Raw genomic sequence first — 20,786 nt, 5'->3', positions numbered from 1 at the left:
GGTGCCGGGTGGCGTTCAGGTGGGCGCGAGCGCGGTCCGCGCCACGTCGGCCCGCAGCTGCGACGGCAGCAGCGGCTCCCGCAGCAGCGTGGTGAAGCGGTCGGCGAGGCTGGCGCCGGGCTCGCGGGCGGCCAGCCAGGAGTCGACCAGCCGGCCGCCCTCGGAGTAGGTGACCGAGTACGCGCGCCACAGCGGGTCGGCGAGGAACGTCACCATCTGCTCGGCGCGCTCGGGCGGCAGCAGCATCCACCGCCGCAGGTACGCCAGCGCCTGCGCCCGGTCGCCGCCCTCGTCGTGCAGCAGCAGGGCGGCGTCCACCCGGGCCGGCAGGAGGCGTACGACCAGGCCGCGCATCCGTTCCACCCGCTCGCCCTCGACGTGGACGCCCTCCGCGGCGAGGATGCGCGCCGTCCACTCCCCCCAGCCGGGGCCGAGCACCGCGTCCACCGCCGCCTCGGCCAGGCCCTCGGTGACCAGGCACCGGGGCGTGTCGACCAGGGCGATGGTGTGCTCGTCCTGGCCACCGTCCCGGACCAGGCCGGCCTCCTTCAGGCAGTGCTCGGTGTGGTGGCCGGGGTACGACTCGTGCGCCACGATGATGGGCAGCGCGGCCACCGACCGGCCGCTGGCCGCGTTCAGCGCCACCGCGGAGCGGAAGCCGCCCAGGTAGCGGTTGTACGCGTTCCACGGCGCGTCCCGGACCACCGTGTACTCGACGCGTTCGGTCCCGGGCAGGCCGAACCGGTCCCGGGTCCGCTCGCGCAGCGCGTCGGAGACCGCCTGCACGCAGCGGTGCAGCCGCTCCGGCGGGACGGTGTTGCGCCGGTAGAACTCCTCCACCCGGTCCACAAGCGGTCCCGGGCCGGGCAGCAGCGCGTCGATCTCGTCGTGCACCGCCGCGTACCGCTCGGGCGCGGTGCGGGTCACCTCGACGTCGAAGTAGGCGCGCACCTCGTCCTGGAAGGACATCGGCGTGCCGGCGACCCGGTCGGCGACCGCGCGCAGCGCGGTGAGCTGGGCGGTGAGGTGCCGCCGGCGGGCCGGTTCGAGGTCGCTGCCGGGGAGCGCGGCGAGCGTCCGGCCGGCCTGGCGGGACAGCTCCCGGGGATCGGGCGGCGGTTCGGCGGCGACCTGGTCGCGCAGCGCCGGGTCACCGTAGTAGCAGTCGACGAGTCCGTCCACCAGCCGGCCCAGGCGCAGGCCGAGCAGCAGGTAGTCGCGTACCAGGGGGTTCACCCGGCCACCTCCGGGCGGGCGGCGGTCAGGTCCACCGCGTACCCCTGCGGGGGCAGCGGCACCAGCCCGTCGACCCGGTCCGGTTGCCTCGGCGCGGCCACCGGCGCCCGGTGCAGGATCGGTACCACAGCCACGTCGGCGACCGCGCGTTCCGCCGCGGCCCGCCAGGCGGCGTCGGCCCGCCACGGCTCGGCCGCGTCGAGCGCCCGCTCGATCAGCGCGTCCACCTCGGGTGCGGCGTAGCCGCCGTGGTTGGCGCCGCCGGGCACCGGGTTCGCCTGCAGCATCGCCTGCGCGAAGACCCGCCCGTTGTGTTCCAGCCAGTCGGGCACGCGCGCCGCCACGGCGAGCTGCCAGCCGCCGGCGGTGGCGGGGGCGCGCAGCGCCTCGGTGTACGCGGCGTCGGCGAGCCCGACCGCCCGGGTCGGCAGGCCGGCCCGGGTGAGGTCGGCCGCGCAGGCGTGCGCCACCTCGGGCCCGAGGCCGGAGTGCGGGTGGATCAGGACCAGCGGCGTGCCGTCTGCGTGGCCCGCCGAGGCGAGCAGGTCGCGGGCCCGCGCCGGATCACCGGTGGGGTACGGATCGGCCGTGTCGTGCCCGGCGTTGCCCGGCGGGATCAGCGAGCCCGCCACCCGCACCGGCACGCCGGGACGGTGACGCCGGTACAGGTCGGCCACCGCCGCCTTGTCCACGGCGAGCGCCGCGGCCTGCCGTACCCGAAGGTCGGTCCAGACCGGGTCGCGCAGGTTGAGCACGAGGTACGGGTCGAGCGCCCAGCCGAGCGCGCCGTCCCCGTCCACCGGCTCGGCGGCCGGCAGCCCGCCGACGGCGGGCGCGACCGACACCTCGGCCAGGGCGTCGGCCGCGTCGGCGCGGCCGACGCCGTCGCTCAGGCGCAGCTCCACCCGGTCGGCCTCGGCCCGCCGGTACGGGTCGGCGGCCGGCTCCCAGGCCGGGTTGCGGACCAGCTCGGCCCATTCGCCGGGCCGGTGCCGCCGCACCCGGTACGGCCCGTTGGCGCGCAGGTGGGCGGCGGCCTCGGGGCTGCCGGGGACGAACGCGTCGTGCTCGACGGGCACCGCCGAGGCCGCGGGCAGCGTGAGCATCTGCACGAAGTCCAGCGCCGGCCGGGCCAGCTCGATGACGAGCGTCTCGTCGTCGAGCGCGAAGACGCCGGGGATCTCGTGCGCGTTCTGGTACGCGGCGAGCGTCGCCGCGTCCCCGGCCTGGTGGGTGGCCTCCGCCGCCCACGCGGCGGCGAACTCGGCGAGGCCGCGCACCGTGCCGGCGAAGTACGCGAGCGACGGCGAGGGCCGGACCGGGTTGCACATCCGCTTGAAGCCGCGGACCACGTCGTGCGCGGTGACCGGGCGCCGGTCGGGGGTGTCCCAGCGGACGCCGGGGCGCATGTGGAACACGTAGCTGCGGTGGCTGGCGCCGAGCCCGGCGTTCCAGGTGGAGGGGACCTCCAGGGCGAGGTCGGGCACCGGCGTGACGGCCTGCCAGTCGCGGACGTCCCGGGCGGCCTGCCAGGTGACGAGCTGCCGGGTGTGCAGCCGGACGAACGGGGCCGCCGACGCCGGGGCGCAGCTGGGGTCGAGCGGCGCGGCGGCGGTGGGCGCGACCACCCGCAGCGCGCCGCCGCAGCGGTGCGGGACGGCGGTGTCCGGCCGGTACGGGGCGACGGTCATGACAGCTCCCGTACGAGGTCGGCGATGGCGTCGACGGCGAGGTCGACCTCCTCGGCGGTGTTGTAGAGGTGGGTGCAGATCCGGGCGGCGTAGTGCTGGTGCGGTGAGCCGGCCACGTCGAACTCGGTCCACCGGGTCCAGATCCGGTGCCGCCTCTCCAGCTCGTCGACGAGGCGGGCGAACTTGGTGATGTTCCAGCCGTCGGCCCGCTCGGGGAACGGGTTGAACGCCACCAGCGGCGCGGTCAGCCGGTCGTCGGTGAGCGGGGAGTACAGGGACTCGACGCCGAACCGCTCGACGATCCGGGCGCGGGTGTGCTCGCCGAGCGCCACCGCGTGCCGCTCGATGCGGTCCCGGCCGATCCGGTCCCACAGCTCGCACGCCTTCGCCAGCGCGGCGCCCCGGGCGATGCTGGCGCTGCCGGCGCTCTGCAGGTAGTCGCCCATGTTGTAGCTCTCCACCCGGGTGGTGGTGCGCGGCGGCGGGGCGCCCATCATCGGGTACCAGGTGGAGATGACCGGCCAGAACGTCGGCAGCGGCAACGGGTTGTGCTCGGGGTGGACCTTGTTGCGGACGTACAGCAGCCCGGTGCCGAGCGGCCCGCACTGGAACTTGGAGCCGGAGCAGGTGACGAAGTCGGGTCCGAGCGCGCGCAGGTCGGTGTCGAACAGGCCGGGCAGCAGCGCGCCGTCGACCACCGTGGTCAGGCCGTGCCGCTGGGCCAGGTCGCAGAGCTGGCGGACCGGCATGCGGGTGCCGGTGAACAGCGTGACCGCGGCGAACGCCAGCACCTTCGTCCGCGGCGTGATCGCCCGGGCGAACATGTCGACGATCTCCTCGGCGGTGACGTCCGGCCCGACCGGCGGGGTCAGCACGGTGAGCGTGATCCGGTGCCGGTTGCGCAGCAGGTTGAAGTTGGACAGCACCGAGTAGCACTCGTGGCTGGTGGTGATGACCTCGTCGCCCTCGTGCAGGTCGAGCCCGTTGATGACCCGGGCCACCCCCTCGGTGGCGTTGTGGCAGATCACCATCTCGTCCTGGTCGACGCCGAACGCCCGGCCGATGGCGGCGCGGTGCTCGGGGTACATGCCGGGCGGGTAGACGTTGCGCAGCCCGCCGTTCCACTCCCGGGTCACCCGGTCGTTGACGTCCAGCACCTCGTACGGCATCACGCCGATGGTGCCGGTGTTGAGGTGGACCGCGTCGGGCTCCACTGCGAACAGCGACCGCAGCTCCGCGAAGGAGGCGGTGCGCAGCGGGTCGGCCGGTGCGGTCGGCCCGCCGGTACGGGAGGCCGTCGTGGTCGCGGGGTCGTCGGTCACGCTGACGCGCATGGCGTCCCTCCTGTCAGGAGCTGGCACCCGCCAGCGAACTTACCATATGATTCTCAAGTAAATACTCGTCCCGCTGCCCGCCCCGTCCGACCGCGCCGGGCGCTCCGGCGCGTCCCCACCGCAGAGCAGGGAGAAGCGATGATCGCGTGCCACACCGGCGGTTGGCCGGACACCGAAGGGCCACAGCGGACGGAGCGGGCCCCCGCTGCCGGCTGCGCCTGCGGCTGCGCCGGGCACTGCCGGCCGCCGTCGGCCGACGCCCGCGGCGACCGCGACCGCAGGCAGGACCAGTTCGACGCGCGCGACCGGGTGCCCTGACGCCGGCGGGTGGGGGCGGCCGGGACCGCCCCCACCGGGGCCGGTCAGCCGCCGAGCACGTCCGGCAGCCGGACCGCCTTGAACCGCCGGTCGGCGAAGTCGCAGTACCAGACCAGCTCGCCGTCCCAGGCCAGCCCGGTCGGATGCCCCGGCAGCCGCACCGTGGCGACCAGCCGGCCCGACTCCGCGTCCACCGCGTGCAGCAGGCCGTCCTCGAACTCGGCGTAGAGCACATGACCCTCGGCGTACGTGAGGCCCGAGGGCGACCCCACGACCGGGTGCTCCCGCTGCACCGTCATGGTCTCGAAGTCCCGCAGCTGGATCACCGCGGGCGCGCGCAGGCAGAGCCACACCCCTTCCGGCCCGGTCTCCATGCCGGTGACCCGGCCGTTGGAGGGCCGCACCGGCTTCGAGCCGACGGTCTGGCCGGTGGCCGGGTCGATCAGCAGGATCCGCTTCGGCCGGCCGCCGATCTGGCACAGTTTCCCGTCGGCGTACCCCAGGTCGGCCCGCACGTCCGGATACGCGAACCACCGGCGTACCGCGCCGTCCGCCGGGTCGATCGCGAAGATCCGCGCGGCGTCCTGGTCGGAGTGCCAGAGCCAGGTGCCGTCCCAGGTCAGGCCGCACATGTAACCGGCCGGGCCGGGCAGGCTGCGCACCACCTCGACGGGCGGTGCGATCGTGGAGCCGCTCACCGTCTCGTTCTCCCTTCGTTGGCTGACCCGGCCCGCGCCGGGCCGGCGGACCTGCGGGCGGCGTCAGTCGACGGCCGCCACCGGGGCGTTGCGCCGGGCCGCCAGCGCGGCGATGTGCTCCGGCGACGCGCCGCAGCACCCGCCGGCCACGGCGAGCCGGTACTCCACCGCCCACCGGGCGACCAGGTCGCCGAACTCCTCCGGGTCGAGCAGCGGTCGCGGCCCGGGCGCGCCGTCGCGGCGGTCCTCCAGATTCGGGTACGCGCCGAGCGGGCCGTCGTCGGCGTCGCGCAGCGCTCGCAGGCACCGCTCGGTCGCCTCCGGGGCGGTGCAGTTGACCAGCACCACCTCGGCCCCGGCGGCGCGCACCGCGCGGGCGGCGTCCACCAGGGAGTCGCCGGACAGCAGCCGGGCCTGGTCGTCGCAGACGAAGGCGGCCCAGGCCCGGGCGCCCACCTCACGCACCTGCTCCACCGCGATCCGGGCCTCGCGGGTGGTGTTCATGGTCTCCACGAGCACCAGCTCCACACCGGCCCGGACCAGCTCCACGGCCAGCCAGCGGTGTTCCTCGCGCAGCTCGTCGTCGGCCGGCACCAGGTCCGGCCGGTAGCAGTCCTCGACCGGCGCCATCGAGGCGGCGATCCGGGTGCCGGGTGCGCCGGCCGCGTTGCGGGCGGCGAGCGCGACGCCGACGGCGGCGTGCACCATCCAGCCGAGCCCGGCGTCCTCCAGCCCGGCGCGGCGCAGCGCCCGCAGGTTGCAGCGCAGCGTGTTCGCGGTGAGCACCTGCGCCCCGGCGGTCAGGAACCGCTCGTGGACGTCGCGCAGCACGCGCCGCCGGCTGTCCGCCAACAGCGCAGCGGTGCCCCACCACGGGGCCTGGTAGGGCAGCCCGGCGCGCTGCAACTCGGTGGCGAGTCCTCCGTCGAGCACCACCGGGGCGCCGCCGGTCGTGAATGCGGACATGTCTCCTCCTTCGCGGGGCGGTAATGCCGGTCAGCGGGTCAGGCGCCGTCGCGCAGCGCGGTGACCAGGTCCTCGACCAGGTCGGCCGGGTCCTCGATGCCGGGTGAGATCCGGATCAGCCGGTCGGTCAGCCCGAGACGCCGGCGTACCTCGGGCGGCACCGGGCGGTGGGTCATCAGCGCCGGGCACTCGATCAGGGAACGGACGCCGCCGAGGCTGACCGCGGCGGTGAACAGGCGTACCCGGTCGAGCAGCTTGGCCGGGTCGCCGCGGTACTCGAAGGCGGCGAGCGCGCCGGGCGCGGTCATCTGCCGGGCCGCGACCGCGTGCTGCGGATGCGCGGGCAGCCCCGGATAGCTGACCCGGTCGACGCTCGGCTCGGCCAGCAGCGCCGCCACCACCGCCCGGGTGTTCTCCACCTGCCGGGTGGTACGCAGCGACAGCGTCTTCAGGCCCCGGTGGGTGAGGTAGCAGTCGAAGCCGCCGGGGGCGTTGCCGGCCACCGTGCGGTACGCCAGGAACCGCTGGTGCAGCTCTTCGTCCTGGTAGACGAGCGCGCCGCCGAGCACGTCGAGATGACCGGCGACGGACTTGGTGGTGCTGTAGAGCGTGATGTCCGCGCCGTGCGCGAGCGGTCGTTGCAGCACCGGCCCGGCCAGCGTGTTGTCCACCACGACCAGGGCGCCGTGCCGGTGCGCGAGGTCGGACACCGCGGCGATGTCGGCGACCTTGAGCAGCGGGTTGGTGGGTGTCTCCAGCCACACCATGGCCAGTTCCGGGCCGCACTCGGACAGCGCGCGGTCCCGCTCGGCCGGGTCGGCGAGGTCCACCTGCCGTACCGTGACGCCGCGTTCGGCGGCGGCGACGAGCAGCTGGTGGGTGCCGCCGTAGACGTCGTCGGAGGCGAGCACCAGCCGGCCCGGCGGCACCACCGACAGCGCTGTGGTCGCGGCAGCCTGCCCGCTGGTGTAGACGGTCGCGTGCCGGGCGTCCTCCAGCGCGGCGAGGCACTCCTCCAGCGCCTCCCGGTTGGGCTGCTCGCCCCGGGCGTAGAAGTAGCGTGGCGGGTCCTGGGCGGTGCGGTCGTAGGTGGTGGCGAGGTGGATCGGCGGCACCACGGCGCCGGTGCCGGGCACGGGTTGCTGGCCGACGTGCACCAGCCGGGTGTCGAACCTCATGACGCTCCCTTCCGGGCGCTGCTCAGAGGAACCGGACGTCGGGGTGGTCGGTGGTCCAGGGCCCCGGTCGTACGCCGGCGAGCAGCTCGCCGACGAGGTCGATCTCGGCGGTGGTGTTGTAGACGCCGAAGGAGAGCCGGACCGTGCCGAGCAGCCCGAGCGCGTCGAGGAAGGTGCTGGCGCAGTGCACGCCGCAACGCACCGCCACGCCGTGCCGGTCCAGGTGCGCCCCGACGTCGTACGGGTGGATGCCCTCGACCACGAACGAGACGATGCCGCTCGGGTCGGCGGCCGGGTCGCCGACCACCCGCACCCCCTCGACTGCGGTGAGCACGTCCACGGCGTGCCGGACCAGCGTCCGGTCGTGCCGGCGGATCGCGTCCCAGCCGAGGTCGCGCAGGTAGTCCAGGGCGGCGGCCAGCCCGACCGCGCCGGCCACGTGCGGTGTGCCGGCCTCCCACCGGGCCGGTCCGTCCAGGTAGCGGACCGGCTGGTCGGCCGCGACGCCCTTCACGGTGCCGCCGCCCACCTGGTACGGCGGCAGCCCGGCGAGCAGGTCCCGGCGGCCGTGCAGCACGCCGACGCCCATCGGCCCGTACGCCTTGTGCCCGGAGAAGCAGTAGAAGTCGGCGTCGATCTCGCGCACGTCGACCGGACGGTGCGGTACGGCCTGGGCGCCGTCGACCACCACCAGCGCGCCGGCCCGGCGGGCGGCGGCGGTCATCTCCCGTACCGGGTTGACGGTGCCGAGCACGTTCGAGACGTGGCTGACCGCCACCAGCGCGGTGTCCGGGCCGAGCGCGGCGGCGAACCGGCCGGCGTCGACCCGCCCGTCGGGTCCGGCCGGCACCACTGTCAACGTGGCGCCCGTACGGTCGCAGAGCCGGCGCCAGGGCAGCAGGTTGCTGTTGTGCTCCATGCCGGTCACCACGACCCGCCGGCCCGGCCCGGCCACCCGCTGTCCGGCGGTGTCCGCGACGAGGTTGACGGCGGCGGTGGTGCCGGCGGTGAAGAGCACCTCCTCCGGCTGCGCCGCGCCGATCGCCCGCGCGACGCTCTCGCGGGCCTGCTCGTACCGCTCGGTGGACTCCAGGCCGAGCCGGTGGTAGCCGCGCCCGACGTTGCTGTTCGCCCCGGTGTAGTAGTCGGTGATCGCGTCCAGGACGACGCGGGGCTTCTGCGTGGTGGCGGCGTTGTCCAGGTAGGCGACGAGGTCGCCGGAGCGGCGGAGCAGCAGGGGGAAGTCGTCCCGTACCGCCCTGGGCAGCGCCTCCGGATCGTGTCGCACCGTGTCCGTCATGCCGGCTCCTGTCGCTTGACGGCCGGTCGTCGGTGCCGGCGCACGCGCCGCGCGGGGTTCGCCCCGCGACGCGCACGGCGCCGTCTGGCGCTCGGGCGACGAAAGGGGGCGGACCGGTCGTCCCCGTGGGACCACAGTGTTCGGGAGGTGCCGCACGGGCGCGGCGTGCCGGACGACGACGGGCCCCGACGAACGCCGAGGCTAGTTCAGAATAATATAGTGATCGGGTCCCGTCACCCCCTGGCGCGGGTCAGTGACCGGAGACCGCCTGGGCGGCGGGCGCCGCGCCGGCGTCCAGGCCGAGCAGCTCGCAGCAGCGCAGCACCGCGTCGATGTCGCCCTCCAGCTTGAGCTGGCCCCCGACCATCGCCATGAGCGGCGTGACCCGGCCGGCGCCGATGCGGACGAACGTGGCCGCGTCGGTGGTCGCCACCATCGCCGCGTTCTCGGACGGCCCCTTCGCCACACGCGGCACCCCGCCTGCGACGTCGATGCGGAAGACCTCGTCGTCGACCTGGAACTGGTAGCTCTCGTCGATCGGGGAGATCTTGTCCCACTGGAACATCGCCTCGACGGCGAGGAAACCCCAGTGCGGGCGGACCGTGTCCTCGGCCCTCAGGTCACCGACGAACTCCAGACCCCAGTGCGCGAGCCCGAGCACCATCGGCCGCAGCGCCTGCCCGGTCGGGGTCAGCTCGTAGGAGAGCCGGCCGCCGGTGCCGTGCACGTCGACCTGCCGCAGCACGCCCGAGTCGACGAGGAACTTGAGCCGGTCGGCGAGCAGGTTCGTGCCGATGCCGGGCAGGTCCGCGAGCAGCTCGCTGTAGCGCCGGGGGCCCATCAGCAGCTCACGGATGATCAGCAGCGTCCAGCGTTCACCCAGCACGTCGAGTGCGGACGCGAGCCCGCAGTACTGGTGGTAGGAGCGCTTGCCGGCGAGGCCAGTCTGTGCCATTCCGCTATCGTATATTTTAGTCGGCTGTTTGCGCAGGTAGGGCCGCCCGGTCGAAGCGACCGGGCAGGCCCGGCCGACCGTTCGGTCAGCGCACAGGCGGTGCTCAGGCGGTGCTCAGGCGGCGGCCCGGCGGCCGAAGAGCCCGCGCATCAGCACCGGCTTGGCCAGCTCCTGGAAATCGAGGTCGGGGTCGAGCTCGCGTACCGTCCCCTCGATCACCAGCAGCGAGAGCAGCGGGAAGATGAGTTCCGGCGCGGCGTGCACGCCGTAGCGGCGTTGCAGGTCGAACATCTCCGCGGCGAACGCGATCAGGCTGAACTCACGGGCCGGCAGCCCGTGGCTGCGCCCCACCAGGTCGGCCATCTTGACCAGGAACGTCTCCACGTCGGCGTCCGGCCGCAGCCCCGTGCCGCTGCGCACCACGATCTCGGCGCAGTACCGGCCGCGCCCGATCGACATGTTCATGAAGAACTCGGCGAAGAGCCGGCGCAGCTCCTCGGTGAGCTGCACGCTGAACCCGGCGTCGAGCACCACCACCTGGGCCCCCCGGGTGAAGTAGAGGTTGCCCGGGTGCATGTCGCAGTGGACGAATCCGTCCACGAAGAGCATGTGGTAGATCGCCGTCATCGCGGAGGCGGCGAACCGCTTGCGCACGGCCGCCGACATCGACCGCGCCACGTCCACGTCGAGGTCGGGCATGAACTCCATGACCAGGCAGCGCGGACGGCAGGCGTCGTCGCGTACGCCGGGCACCCGGACCCGGGGCACCACGGCGAGGTTCTCCTTGAGCCGGCGCAGGTTCTCCGCCTCCCGGGCGAAGTCGAGCTGGCCGAACACCGCGCCGCACATGTTCTCCACCACCTCCCGCACCGGGACGCCGCGCAGCATCGGCAGCCGGGCCATCACCCGGGCGCCGCGCCGCATCAGCGCGAGGTCGAGAGCCATCGTCGACTCGATGCCGGGACGGCGCAGCTTGAGCGCCACCTCGGCGCCGTCGGGCATCCGGCCGCGGTAGACGCAGGCCACGCTGCCGCTGGCCACCGGCGTCGGGTCGATCTCCGCGAACTCCGCGGGCGTCTCGCTGCCGTACGCCTCGGCGAGCGCCCGCCTGGTCTGCTGGAGTGTCATCGGGTCGACCCGGTCCTGGAGCACCGACAGCTCGTCGCAGAGCGCGGCCGGCAGCACGTCGCGCCGGGTGCCGAGCACCTGCCCGGCCTTGACGAACGTGGGGCCGAGCCGCATCAGCAGCGTGGTGAGGCGGCGGTACAGCAGCCGGCGGGCCGCCGCCCGGTCACCTCGGGCCGCCTTGACCAGCGCCGGCGGCAGCGCCGGCAGCACGTGGGCGGCGCCGACCGCGCCGATGCGGGTGGAGCGGGCCAGCAGAGCGCGCGTGGTCACCATGGACGTCAACCCTTCGTGATGCCCGGCACCTCGATCGCCCGGAGTTGCAGGGTGGTGAAGTCGCAGTACCAGATGCGGCGGCCGTCCCAGGTGATGCCGGTCGGGTTGCCCGCGACCGAGTAGGCGGCCACCTCCCGGCGGGCCGCCACGTCGTACAGGTTGATGGTGGCCGCGTCGTGGTCGGAGTAGACGAGGTAGCTGTCGGAGACGGTCACGCCGGCGATCGGGTGCCGGACCGGGAACGTGTCGATCAGCCCGAAGCCGTCCGGGTCGCGCAGGTCGACCTGGCGCAGGTCCTCGTAGCCGAGCCAGAGCCCGTGCCGGGTCGCCTCCAGCCCGCACAGCACGTTGCCGGGGCGCGGGTTGCCGAACTCGCCGAGCAGCTCGCCGTCCTCGGGATCGACAAGCCGCAGCACGCGGTCGTCGCCGGCCACCTGCAGCAGCCGCCCGCCGATCGTGGTCAGGTCGGTGCGTACGCCGGGGCAGTCGAGCCGGCGGACCACCTTGCCGCTGATCGGGTCCAGCGAGGCGATCTGGCTGGAGACCGCCTCGGAGAACCAGAGGCACTCCGCGGCCCAGGTCAGGCCGCAGAGCTTGAGAGCGCCACGGACGGGAATGTCGCGGACGGTACCTACCGCGAAGGGCATCAGGACCTCCTCTGCCGGGACAGGCCGCACTCCAGCCGCCAGTCGGTCACGGCGCGGACGTCGCGCCGGGCCGGGCGGCGCAGGGCGACGGACAGCTCGTCACCCTCGGCCACGTCGGTGTGCCGCAGCGGCCACACCCAGACCGCCCAGTTGCATCCGGGGTACGACGGAAAGTTCGACAGCGTGACGTCGTCGGTGAAGTCGGCGGTGAAGAAGCCGAGCACGGCGTGCAGCCGGCCCGGCGTGGTGACCGGCAGCCGCTGCCGCAACGTCTGCCGGGACGGTGACCGGCCGTCGAGCGTCTGGTCGAGCACCACTGTGGGCTCGGTCAGCAGCGTCGGCGGACGCTGGAAGAAGTGCAGCTGGGCCGTCGGGGCCACCAGCTCCTGCACCGGGTCGAGCCGGTAGCCGTAGAAGTCGGCGCCCCACAGCCCCCAGCCCTCGTCGGCGAACTCGGCCGCGGCCAGCCAGGTCCGCAGCCGCCGGGGCACCACCCGGCCGCCGGGGCGCAGGTGGCGGCGGGCGATCACGTGCAGCACCTCGGCCATCTCCTCCTCCGGACCGAGGTTGCCCATCATCTCCGAGACCAGCACGTCCGCCTTGCGGGGCAGCCGGACCGTACGGGCGTCGCCGGTGACCAGGGTGAGCCGTCCCTTGAGGTCGTTGGCCTCGATGATGCGGGCCGCCGCCGCGGCGGTGGCCGGGTCGGCCTCGACCGCGTACACGTGCTCGGCGCCGTGCCGCAGCGCCAGCAGGGAGAGCGCGAGCAGCCCCGCGCCCACGTCCACCACCACGTCGCCGGGGGTGACGGCCTCCTCCAGCGCCCTGTCGTACGCCCGCAGCCGGGGCGCGTCGCCGAGCATCATCTGGTGCATGAGCAGCAGCCGCTGGTCCACGCGGTACCCCCTGAGCGCGCGTCCCTCCCGACCGCCGTAGCAGCCGGGAGGGACATCGTGACGGTACGTTGCTATTGGTTTTACTAGTAGAACCTCTGGCCGGCAGGCCCGTCAAGCGGACCCGTCGGTCAGGCGTTCACCGCGGCGTGCTCGCCGACCAGCGCGTCCCGCATCACCAGGTTGACGCCGGTGAGGCGGGCCTTCGGCTGCTCGTCCACGGTGACCAGGGCGGTGTCCGAGCCGTCCAGCTTGAGCTCGGTGCCCGTGGCCTCCATGCCGCGCATCTTGCCGTTGACGTGCACGGAGTTGGCGGCGTAGAGCGTCTCGTGCGGCGTGACCAGCTCGAACTCGGCGTCGATGTGCAGGTCGCCGGGGAACTTGAGCCGGCTGAGGCTGTCCTCGTTGCCCTCGCCCAGCGTGCCGCCGGAGACCCGCGGCCAGCTCGCCCGCAGCATGACCCGGCCACCCAGCTCCGGGCTGTGCCCGACGACCGCGACGCGGGCCAGCTGGGCGAGCACGCCCGGACCCTCGTCGTGCTTGTCCGGGCCGAAGAGCAGCACCTCGGCGCCGGCCGCCTTGCGGTAGTCCCCGGCCAGGTCGACACGCACCGTCTTGCCGTTGATCTCGACCTCGATCTGCCCCTCCAGCGAGGTCTGCATGATCATGGACGGGTCCACCAGCATGGACATGCACGGGCCGGCGCTGGGCGCGAAGAACAGGTTCGGCGTGATGCCGACCGGCTGGTTCTCGTCGTTGGCCGGGTACCACGCCTCCGGCAGCGTGGTGCCCTTGACGACGTTCGGCGCGGCCATCACGTCGAAGGGACCGTCACCGCGCGGCTTGCCCAGGTAGGGGCCGGTCAGCGGCTTCTTGAACGGCGGGACGCTGTCGACCACGCCGTAGATGTCGATGACGTTGCGGTGGGCGAGCCGCAGCGTGCTCGACTCCAGAATGCCGAAGCGGCGGATGTAGAACTCGGCCGGGAAGTTCTTGCCCGGCACGATCTGCCGCACGTGCCCGCTGTTGGGCAGGAACGGGTTGGACAGCACCTGGATGCGGTCGTCCAACTCGTAGCTGAACCCCTTGATGCCCACCTCGGGCGCGCTGATCAGCTCGGTGGCGAACTGCGCGTAGCCGTTCTCGTCGACCTTGTGCTCGAAGCCCGGCATGGGCCACTTGTTGAGCTGCACGAAGCCGGACAGGTTGATCGTCTCGCGGCGGCCCGAGTAGTAGTCCTCGCCGAAGACCACGGTGGCCGCGGCGAGGATGTGCGGGCGGATCGGCTTGGGTTCGAGGTTCAGGGACTCGTAGGTCTCTCTGGTGCTCAAGCCAGACACCTCCAATGTCTGTCGGCAGGGGTCAGCGGCGGTCTGAGGGCCGCTGGTGGACCGGACCCGACCGGTCCCGCCGAACTTCAAGCTATGTGTTTTTAAAGCGTGCTGTCAATGCCTGAGGCATCGTCAGGTGTCACGCCCTGCAGAACACGACGGCCCGCTCCCCCGTCGGGGAGCGGGCCGTCGTGGTGGCCGCCGGTCAGTCCGGCACGGCCGCCACACCGGCCGGCAGCAACGGACGGGACAGCGACAGGGGCAGGTCGGGGGCGGGACTGGTGGCCGCCTCCGGGGCGCCCGTCTCCAACGCCAGCCGGCGCAGCAGGCGCAGCATCCGGTACCGCCCGCCGGTCGTCCCGACCGGCATCACCAGGGACTTGTCCACCAGGGCGGCGAGCACCACCCGCACGTCGGTGGGACCGGACGGATGGGGCCGCCAGAACCGCTGGGCGGCCGCCAGGTCGAACACCCCCGGCAGCAGCGCGACGCGCTGGAAGAGACAACGTTCGACGACGTCGAGGCGCTGGACGCTGCGGTCGAGCATCGCCCGCAGCGACGTGTGGCGCGGCTCCGGTCCGGCGACGGGCGGGCGCAGTCCCTCCAGCGGTCCCTCCAGCTTGCGCAGCACCCCGTCCAGACTGTCGGTGGACAGGCACGCCGCCGCCATCTCCAGGGCGAGCGGCAGGCCGTCGAGCCGGCGGCAGATCTCCACCGCGATCTCCGCGTCCCGCCGGTCGAGGCGGAACCCCGGGCGAGCCTGGGCCGCCCGTTCGGCGAGGAGGGCGACCGCCGGATTGGCCAGCACCGACGGCCATCCGCCCGGCTGCGGCACCGGGAGCGGATGCAGGCGCTGGACCCGCTCGTACGGCAACCCGAGCGGCTGGCGCGAGCCGGTCAGCACCACCACGTCCGGGCACGCCAGCAACAGCCGGTCGGCGACCACCGCGCACGCGTCGACCAGGTGCTCGGCGTTGTCCAGCACCACGAGCGTCGGCTGGTCGCGCAGCAGTTCGACCGGATCCTCGGCGCCGTTGCCTCCGAGCATCCGGGCCAGCCGGCGCTCCAACTGCCGCCGGTCGCTGAGGTCGAGCGTGTCAACGGTCAGGACCCCGCCGGTGAAGACGCGGGCGGCCTGGTGGGCGGCGCGCAGGGTCACCGCCGACTTGCCGCAGCCGGGCGCGCCGGTGACAGTCACCGCACGGTACTTCGCCAGCAGGGCCGCCAGCTCGGCGATGTCGCCGGCCCGCCAGTGCAGCGGCCCGGAGATGGGTCCGCAGCCGGGCCTGCGCCGCGCGGCGGGAACCGCCGGCGCCGGCCGGGGCACCGGTGGGCGGCCGGCCGGACGCACCAGCGCCCGGTGCACCGCCCGCAATTCCTCCCCCGGGTCGACGCCCAGCTCGGTCCGGAGCCGCTCGGTGATGTCGGCGTACCGGTGCAGGGCCACGGTCCGGTGCCCGCTGCTGCCCAGCACGGCCAGGTAGTCGGCCTGGATCGCCTCGTGCAGGGGTTCCAGCCGGGCCAGCCGGGTGGCGATGTCGAGCACCGCCGCGGCGCGTCCCAGCCGCAGCCCCAGACCGACGTAGCTGTGCGAGGTCGCCACCCAGGCCGCGCCCAGGGCCTCCACCTCGATGTTGTCGTGCAGCAGTGAGCGCAACTCACCGAGAGTCGGGCTGCGCCACAGGTCCAGCGCCTTCCCGAGCAGGTGGAACGCCTCCTCGCGGCAGCCCTCACCGATCCGCTTCTCGGCCTCGGCGGCGTACCGCCGGAACCGGGCGACGTCCGTCTCGACGGTCTCGGCGCGCAGCGAGTACCCGGAGACGGTCGAGGCGATGACCCGTACCCGGCGCCGTGGCGGATGCTCCGGTTCGAGGACCTGGCGCAGCCGGGCCACGTACGTGTGCACGAGCGACCGGGCGCTCGGCGGGACCACGCCGCCCCAGACCGCCTCCTCCACCTCGCCCACCGGGACGCTGTCGCCCAGGCGTAGCGCCAGAAGGGAGAGGATCGCCCGCTGCTTGGCCGGCCCGGGCTCCAATCGATGCCCTTTTCGCCGCACGTGCAGCGGACCCAACAGGTCGACCCGGTAACAGGCGCGAGTCTCCGTCATCTATCCCCCCCAGGCTCAGCGTGAGCCCGAGACTGGCACATCCGGTTACCACGTTGCCACACTCAGCTATTACCCAGGAAACTCGGCAGGCCAGGTCACCGACCCGCCTGAGCAGCGTGATCACCGCCTGGGACGTGCGTAAAGACCGCCGGGCGAAGCACCGGCAGCCGAGAGTTCTTTTTCATATGGCGAAGCTATTGATGGAAGTTGCGGTTCGTGCCTGGCGGCGCGACCCAGCCCCGATGAAGACGCACCCTGAAAGGGATGCCGTCCGCCGGGCTGCCCGCGCCGCTCACCCACGATAGACAAGATGCTATATAAAATCTTAGTATTCCTGTGGCCGGATGACTCAGGTGAGGAGCACGAGGGCATGTTCGAGCGGTTCACCGACCGAGCGCGACGGGTTGTCGTCCTGGCCCAGGAAGAGGCCCGGATGCTCAACCACAACTACATCGGTACGGAACACATCCTGTTGGGCCTGATCCATGAGGGTGAGGGTGTCGCGGCGAAGGCTCTGGAGAGTCTGGGCATCTCGCTGGAGGGTGTGCGTCAGCAGGTCGAGGAGATCATCGGCCAGGGCCAGCAGGCGCCGAGCGGGCATATTCCGTTCACGCCGCGGGCGAAGAAGGTGCTGGAGCTGTCACTGCGTGAGGCGTTGCAGCTCGGGCACAACTACATCGGCACGGAGCACATCCTGCTCGGTCTGATCCGCGAGGGCGAGGGCGTCGCCGCCCAGGTCCTGGTGAAGCTGGGCGCCGACCTGAACCGGGTGCGCCAGCAGGTGATCCAGCTGCTGTCGGGCTACCAGGGCAAGGAGCCGGCCGCCGCCGGCGCCGCGCCGGGTGAGGCCGCGCCGTCGACCAGCCTCGTGCTGGACCAGTTCGGCCGCAACCTGACCCAGGCCGCCCGCGAGGGCAAGCTCGACCCGGTCATCGGGCGCGAGAAGGAGATCGAGCGGGTCATGCAGGTGCTGTCCCGCCGCACCAAGAACAACCCGGTGCTGATCGGCGAGCCCGGCGTCGGCAAGACCGCCGTCGTCGAAGGCCTGTCCCAGAAGATCATCAAGGGTGAGGTGCCCGAGACGCTGAAGGACAAGCAGCTCTACACCCTCGACCTCGGTGCCCTGGTCGCCGGTTCCCGCTACCGGGGTGATTTCGAGGAGCGCCTGAAGAAGGTGCTCAAGGAGATCCGCACCCGCGGCGACATCATCCTGTTCATCGACGAGATCCACACCCTCGTCGGCGCGGGCGCGGCCGAGGGCGCGATCGACGCCGCCAGCATTTTGAAGCCGATGCTGGCCCGCGGCGAGCTCCAGACCATCGGCGCCACCACGCTGGATGAGTACCGCAAGCACCTGGAGAAGGACGCCGCGTTGGAGCGTCGTTTCCAGCCGATCCAGGTGGGTGAGCCGTCGCTGGCCCACACCATCGAGATTTTGAAGGGCCTGCGGGACCGCTACGAGGCGCACCACCGCGTCTCCATCACCGACGCCGCCCTCGTGGCCGCCGCGACGCTGGCCGACCGGTACATCTCGGATCGGTTCCTGCCGGACAAGGCGATCGACCTGATCGACGAGGCGGGCGCGCGGATGCGGATCCGCCGGATGACCGCGCCGCCGGACCTGCGCGACTTCGACGAGCGCATCGCCCAGGTGCGCCGCGACAAGGAGTCCGCGATCGACGCGCAGGACTTCGAGCGGGCCGCCCAGCTGCGCGACACCGAGAAGCAGCTGCTGGGCCAGAAGGCGCAGCGGGAGAAGGAGTGGAAGGCCGGCGACCTCGACGTCGTCAGCGAGGTCGACGACGAGCAGATCGCCGAGGTCCTCGGCAACTGGACCGGCATTCCGGTGTACAAGCTGACCGAGGAGGAAACCTCCCGGCTGCTGCGCATGGAGGACGAGCTGCACAAGCGCGTCATCGGCCAGGAAGACGCGGTCAAGGCGGTCTCGAAGGCGATCCGGCGTACCCGCGCCGGGTTGAAGGACCCGAAGCGCCCGTCCGGGTCGTTCATCTTCGCCGGCCCGTCCGGCGTCGGTAAGACCGAGCTGTCCAAGGCGCTCGCCGAGTTCCTCTTCGGCAGCGAGGACGCGCTGATTCAGCTGGACATGTCGGAGTTCCACGACCGGTACACCGTGTCCCGCCTCGTCGGCGCCCCGCCCGGGTATGTGGGGTATGACGAGGGTGGGCAGCTGACCGAGAAGGTGCGTCGCCGGCCGTTCTCCGTGGTGCTGTTCGACGAGATCGAGAAGGCCCACCCGGACGTGTTCAACACGCTCCTGCAGATCCTGGAAGACGGCCGTCTCACCGACGGTCAGGGCCGGATCGTGGACTTCAAGAACACCGTCATCATCCTGACCACCAACCTCGGCACCCGCGACGTCGCCAAGGCGGTGTCGCTGGGCTTCCAGGCGTCGGAGGACTCCGAGTCGAACTACGACCGGATGAAGCAGAAGGTCAACGACGAACTCAAGCAGCACTTCCGGCCCGAGTTCCTCAACCGCATCGACGACACCATCGTCTTCCACCAGCTACGCCAGAACGAGATCCTCTCGATCGTCGACATCATGATCGCCCGCATCGAAACCCAACTCCGCAACAAGGACATGGGTCTCGAGCTGACCGACAACGCCAAGAAGTACCTCGCCGTCAAGGGCTTCGACCCCGTCCTCGGCGCACGGCCACTGCGCCGCACCATCCAACGCGACATCGAAGACAACCTGTCCGAGCGGATCCTGTTCAACGAACTGACCCCCGGCCAGATCGTCGTCGTGGACTGCGAAGGCGACCCCGACGACACCGACACGTCCACACTCGTCTTCCGGGCCGGCAAGCCGGTGCCGACGAGTCAGCCGTAGGCCCGCCGGCCCACCGCCACCAAATGATCACGCGTCGCGTCGTCGCAGAGCGCCCCGGCCACCCCGGCGGCGTACGCCCGCTCGGGCCCGAGCCCGAGACGCGCCGCCAGCTCGTGCTCACGGCCCAGGTCGGTACCGAACATCGCCGGGTCGTCGGTGCCGACCGAGCAGCGCAGACCGGCCGCGACGAGGCGGGGCAACGGATGCGCGGCCTCGGACTCCACCACCCGGGTCCGCAGGTTCGACGTGGGGCACACGTCCAGCACCACACCCCGGTCCCGCAGCTCGGCGAGCAGGTCGTCGTCCTCGGCGGCCCGGATGCCGTGCCGGATCCGGGCCGGAGCCAGCTCCAGCAGCTCGCGTACCGAATCCGGACCGCCCGCCTCACCGCCGTGCGGGACGAAGGCCAGGCCGCCGTCGCGGGCGATCGCCACCGCACGGGCGAACGCCTTCGCCGGCGCGGCCAGCTCCGGCCCGCCCAGACCGAACCCGACCACGCCCCGGTCCCGGTACCGCACGGCCTGGCGGGCGCACTCCTCGGCGTCGGCCGGCGCCAGCTCGCGGTCCACGTCGGGCGTCAACAGCACCCGTACGCCGTGCCGCTCGTACGCCTCGGCCGCGCCGTCGGCGTACCCCTCGAAGATGTCCGTCCAGCCGACGCCCCGGCGCACCCGCTCCGCCGGCGAGAAGATGCCCTCCAGGTAGACAGCACCGTGCGCGGCCGCCTCGGCGGCGTACGCCACCACGATGCGCCGGAAGTCGTCGGCCGTACGCAGGCAGTTGGTGGTGAGCACCCAGGTCCGAACGAAGTGGGCGAAGTCGGTGAACTCGTAGAGCGGACGCAGACCCTCGACCGTCTCCGCGGGCAGCCGCTCCCCGTTGCGCCGGGCGATGACCAGCAGCGTTTCCGGCCGTACCGTCCCCTCGAAGTGGACGTGCAGTTCGATCTTCGGGGACGGCCCGGACCACGGCACGGGCATCAGGCGGTTCGGAGCGCGCGCCGCTCAGCCGTCACCGGCGCCCGCCCCCGCCAGCCGGCCTGCGACACGCCCAGCAGCCAGCGCAGCGGTGTGGCCGAGAGCAACGGCGGATCGGTGACCCGCACCTGCCGCACCGGCACCGTGAGCGTGGGCCGCGCGGTGCGCCGGGCGTCGCCCGCCTCGGCCGGTATCCGCAGGTCAGCGTCGCCGATCAGGAAGCTGTCCGGCGCGCCGTCGACGAGCGCCGAGGTGGCGTCCCGGTCCGGGCGCAGCAGCACGACTCGGGCACGGTGCTCGCCCGGCGGCACGGTGGCGGGCAGCGCGGCCGGCAGTGGGCGCGGCGCGGCCGTCCACCATTCGTTGCGCCCTCCGTCGTGCGGCGCCACCGAGGCGAGCAGCAGTCCCGGCAGGTCCACTGTGTCGAGGTGCATCAGCGCGCGGGGCCCCTGGCCGGCGACGATCGCGCGGCCCCGGATCACCGGCAGCAGCGCCGCCACCGACACGCCCGCCAACTGCCGGGCGAGCTGGCGGAACCGCTCCGGCGGCAGGCTCACCCAGCGCCGGAACTGGGTGGTGAACGTCCCGACGCTGGAGTACCCGACCTGGGCGCTGATCGCCGTGACGGTGAGCGAGGAACGCAGCAGCAGCCGGCGCGCCTCGGCCATCCGCAGGGCCGCCAGAAAACGGGCCGGTGTCATCGAGGTGGCCTGCTTGAACACCCGATGAAAATAGAAGGGGCTGAACGGGGCGAGGCGTGCCAGCGTTTCCAGCGGCAACGGCCTGCCAAGTTCTCTTTTCATGTGCTCAATCACCCGGATAATGGCGGCCAGCCGGCCGTCATGTTCCTTGCAGTCGGCACCTGAAAACTGCCCCATGGCCCCTCCATCGCTACGC

The 20,786-nt window shown here is 72.9% G+C and carries 17 protein-coding genes; 2 read left to right on the top strand and 15 right to left on the bottom strand.

Features of this window, described 5'->3' with window-relative positions:
• Positions 1 to 15 precede the first annotated feature (15 nt).
• From MicB006_RS24770 to MicB006_RS24760, 3 genes are read right to left on the bottom strand one after another with little or no spacing between them, the layout of a single operon-like run.
• Complete coding sequence (locus MicB006_RS24770; protein WP_116509326.1) at positions 16 to 1,236, bottom strand: DUF885 domain-containing protein; 1,221 nt, start codon at positions 1,234 to 1,236, stop codon at positions 16 to 18.
• Positions 1,233 to 2,927, bottom strand: coding sequence for an ABC transporter substrate-binding protein (locus tag MicB006_RS24765; RefSeq protein WP_116509324.1), 1,695 nt, complete (start codon positions 2,925 to 2,927; stop codon positions 1,233 to 1,235). The genes MicB006_RS24770 and MicB006_RS24765 overlap by 4 nt, the downstream gene beginning before the upstream one ends.
• Positions 2,924 to 4,261, bottom strand: a complete 1,338-nt coding sequence (locus MicB006_RS24760; protein WP_116509322.1) for an aminotransferase class V-fold PLP-dependent enzyme — start codon at positions 4,259 to 4,261, stop codon at positions 2,924 to 2,926. The genes MicB006_RS24765 and MicB006_RS24760 overlap by 4 nt, the downstream gene beginning before the upstream one ends.
• 138 nt (positions 4,262 to 4,399) lie before the next feature.
• Between MicB006_RS24760 and MicB006_RS24755 the strand changes: the two genes are divergently transcribed.
• On the top strand, positions 4,400 to 4,579 hold the full coding sequence (locus MicB006_RS24755) for a hypothetical protein (protein WP_116509321.1): 180 nt from the start codon (positions 4,400 to 4,402) through the stop codon (positions 4,577 to 4,579).
• 44 nt (positions 4,580 to 4,623) lie between these two features.
• Here the strand turns inward: MicB006_RS24755 and MicB006_RS24750 are convergent, their stop codons facing one another.
• The 10 genes from MicB006_RS24750 to MicB006_RS24705 form a co-directional block, all read right to left on the bottom strand.
• Positions 4,624 to 5,277 (bottom strand): hypothetical protein, encoded by a 654-nt coding sequence (locus tag MicB006_RS24750; protein ID WP_073827317.1) that lies wholly within the window; start codon positions 5,275 to 5,277, stop codon positions 4,624 to 4,626.
• Positions 5,278 to 5,340: 63 nt separating this feature from the next.
• On the bottom strand, positions 5,341 to 6,243 hold the full coding sequence (locus MicB006_RS24745) for a homocysteine S-methyltransferase family protein (protein WP_116509319.1): 903 nt from the start codon (positions 6,241 to 6,243) through the stop codon (positions 5,341 to 5,343).
• A 38-nt stretch (positions 6,244 to 6,281) separates the two neighbouring features.
• Positions 6,282 to 7,421: a PLP-dependent aspartate aminotransferase family protein gene (locus tag MicB006_RS24740; RefSeq protein WP_116509317.1), complete on the bottom strand. Its 1,140-nt coding sequence runs from the start codon at positions 7,419 to 7,421 to the stop codon at positions 6,282 to 6,284.
• Between the two features lie 22 nt (positions 7,422 to 7,443).
• On the bottom strand, positions 7,444 to 8,721 hold the full coding sequence (locus MicB006_RS24735; RefSeq protein WP_116509315.1) for an aminotransferase class V-fold PLP-dependent enzyme: 1,278 nt from the start codon (positions 8,719 to 8,721) through the stop codon (positions 7,444 to 7,446).
• Between the two features lie 250 nt (positions 8,722 to 8,971).
• Entirely contained in the window at positions 8,972 to 9,676 is a 705-nt protein-coding gene (locus MicB006_RS24730) for a winged helix-turn-helix transcriptional regulator (RefSeq protein WP_116509313.1), read from the bottom strand.
• Between the two features lie 114 nt (positions 9,677 to 9,790).
• The gene (locus MicB006_RS24725; protein WP_116509311.1) at positions 9,791 to 11,077 is read right to left on the bottom strand and encodes an AarF/ABC1/UbiB kinase family protein; all 1,287 of its coding nucleotides are present in this window, start codon (positions 11,075 to 11,077) and stop codon (positions 9,791 to 9,793) included.
• A 5-nt stretch (positions 11,078 to 11,082) separates the two neighbouring features.
• Positions 11,083 to 11,724, bottom strand: coding sequence for a hypothetical protein (locus tag MicB006_RS24720; protein ID WP_073827311.1), 642 nt, complete (start codon positions 11,722 to 11,724; stop codon positions 11,083 to 11,085).
• A complete protein-coding gene (locus tag MicB006_RS24715; protein ID WP_116509309.1) occupies positions 11,724 to 12,620 on the bottom strand; it encodes a 50S ribosomal protein L11 methyltransferase in 897 nt (298 codons plus the stop codon). The genes MicB006_RS24720 and MicB006_RS24715 overlap by 1 nt, the downstream gene beginning before the upstream one ends.
• 128 nt (positions 12,621 to 12,748) lie before the next feature.
• Positions 12,749 to 13,948 carry a DUF6004 family protein gene (locus tag MicB006_RS24710; RefSeq protein WP_073827309.1) on the bottom strand — a complete coding sequence of 400 codons (1,200 nt, stop codon included), beginning with the start codon at positions 13,946 to 13,948 and terminating at the stop codon, positions 12,749 to 12,751.
• Between the two features lie 205 nt (positions 13,949 to 14,153).
• Positions 14,154 to 16,058 (bottom strand): BTAD domain-containing putative transcriptional regulator, encoded by a 1,905-nt coding sequence (locus MicB006_RS24705; RefSeq protein WP_116509307.1) that lies wholly within the window; start codon positions 16,056 to 16,058, stop codon positions 14,154 to 14,156.
• 370 nt (positions 16,059 to 16,428) lie between these two features.
• Between MicB006_RS24705 and MicB006_RS24700 the strand changes: the two genes are divergently transcribed.
• Positions 16,429 to 18,912: an ATP-dependent Clp protease ATP-binding subunit gene (locus MicB006_RS24700; protein ID WP_116509305.1), complete on the top strand. Its 2,484-nt coding sequence runs from the start codon at positions 16,429 to 16,431 to the stop codon at positions 18,910 to 18,912.
• Here MicB006_RS24700 and add read toward each other — a convergent pair.
• Complete coding sequence (gene add / locus MicB006_RS24695) at positions 18,903 to 19,892, bottom strand: adenosine deaminase (RefSeq protein WP_116509303.1); 990 nt, start codon at positions 19,890 to 19,892, stop codon at positions 18,903 to 18,905. The genes MicB006_RS24700 and add overlap by 10 nt on opposite strands.
• On the bottom strand, positions 19,892 to 20,692 hold the full coding sequence (locus tag MicB006_RS24690) for an AraC family transcriptional regulator (RefSeq protein WP_225980490.1): 801 nt from the start codon (positions 20,690 to 20,692) through the stop codon (positions 19,892 to 19,894). The genes add and MicB006_RS24690 overlap by 1 nt, the downstream gene beginning before the upstream one ends.
• Between the last annotated feature and the right edge of the window lie 94 nt (positions 20,693 to 20,786).

Origin of the sequence: Micromonospora sp. B006, assembly GCF_003408515.1 — a bacterium.
In the GTDB taxonomy this organism is placed as follows: domain Bacteria; phylum Actinomycetota; class Actinomycetes; order Mycobacteriales; family Micromonosporaceae; genus Micromonospora; species Micromonospora echinospora_A.
Note: the sequence above shows the minus strand (reverse complement) of the source record. Positions and strands in the feature narration are given on the sequence as shown.

Excerpts from the sequence above, each read along its gene's own strand:
- MicB006_RS24765 (WP_116509324.1), bottom strand. The coding sequence starts at position 2,927 with ATGACCGTCGCCCCGTACCGGCCGGACACCGCCGTCCCGCACCGCTGC.
- MicB006_RS24760 (WP_116509322.1), bottom strand. The coding sequence starts at position 4,261 with ATGCGCGTCAGCGTGACCGACGACCCCGCGACCACGACGGCCTCCCGT.
- MicB006_RS24755 (WP_116509321.1), top strand. The coding sequence starts at position 4,400 with ATGATCGCGTGCCACACCGGCGGTTGGCCGGACACCGAAGGGCCACAG.
- MicB006_RS24745 (WP_116509319.1), bottom strand. The coding sequence starts at position 6,243 with ATGTCCGCATTCACGACCGGCGGCGCCCCGGTGGTGCTCGACGGAGGA.
- MicB006_RS24740 (WP_116509317.1), bottom strand. The coding sequence starts at position 7,421 with ATGAGGTTCGACACCCGGCTGGTGCACGTCGGCCAGCAACCCGTGCCC.
- MicB006_RS24735 (WP_116509315.1), bottom strand. The coding sequence starts at position 8,721 with ATGACGGACACGGTGCGACACGATCCGGAGGCGCTGCCCAGGGCGGTA.
- MicB006_RS24730 (WP_116509313.1), bottom strand. The coding sequence starts at position 9,676 with ATGGCACAGACTGGCCTCGCCGGCAAGCGCTCCTACCACCAGTACTGC.
- MicB006_RS24725 (WP_116509311.1), bottom strand. The coding sequence starts at position 11,077 with ATGGTGACCACGCGCGCTCTGCTGGCCCGCTCCACCCGCATCGGCGCG.
- MicB006_RS24720 (WP_073827311.1), bottom strand. The coding sequence starts at position 11,724 with ATGCCCTTCGCGGTAGGTACCGTCCGCGACATTCCCGTCCGTGGCGCT.
- MicB006_RS24705 (WP_116509307.1), bottom strand. The coding sequence starts at position 16,058 with ATGACGGAGACTCGCGCCTGTTACCGGGTCGACCTGTTGGGTCCGCTG.
- MicB006_RS24700 (WP_116509305.1), top strand. The coding sequence starts at position 16,429 with ATGTTCGAGCGGTTCACCGACCGAGCGCGACGGGTTGTCGTCCTGGCC.
- add (WP_116509303.1), bottom strand. The coding sequence starts at position 19,892 with ATGCCCGTGCCGTGGTCCGGGCCGTCCCCGAAGATCGAACTGCACGTC.
- MicB006_RS24690 (WP_225980490.1), bottom strand. The coding sequence starts at position 20,692 with ATGAAAAGAGAACTTGGCAGGCCGTTGCCGCTGGAAACGCTGGCACGC.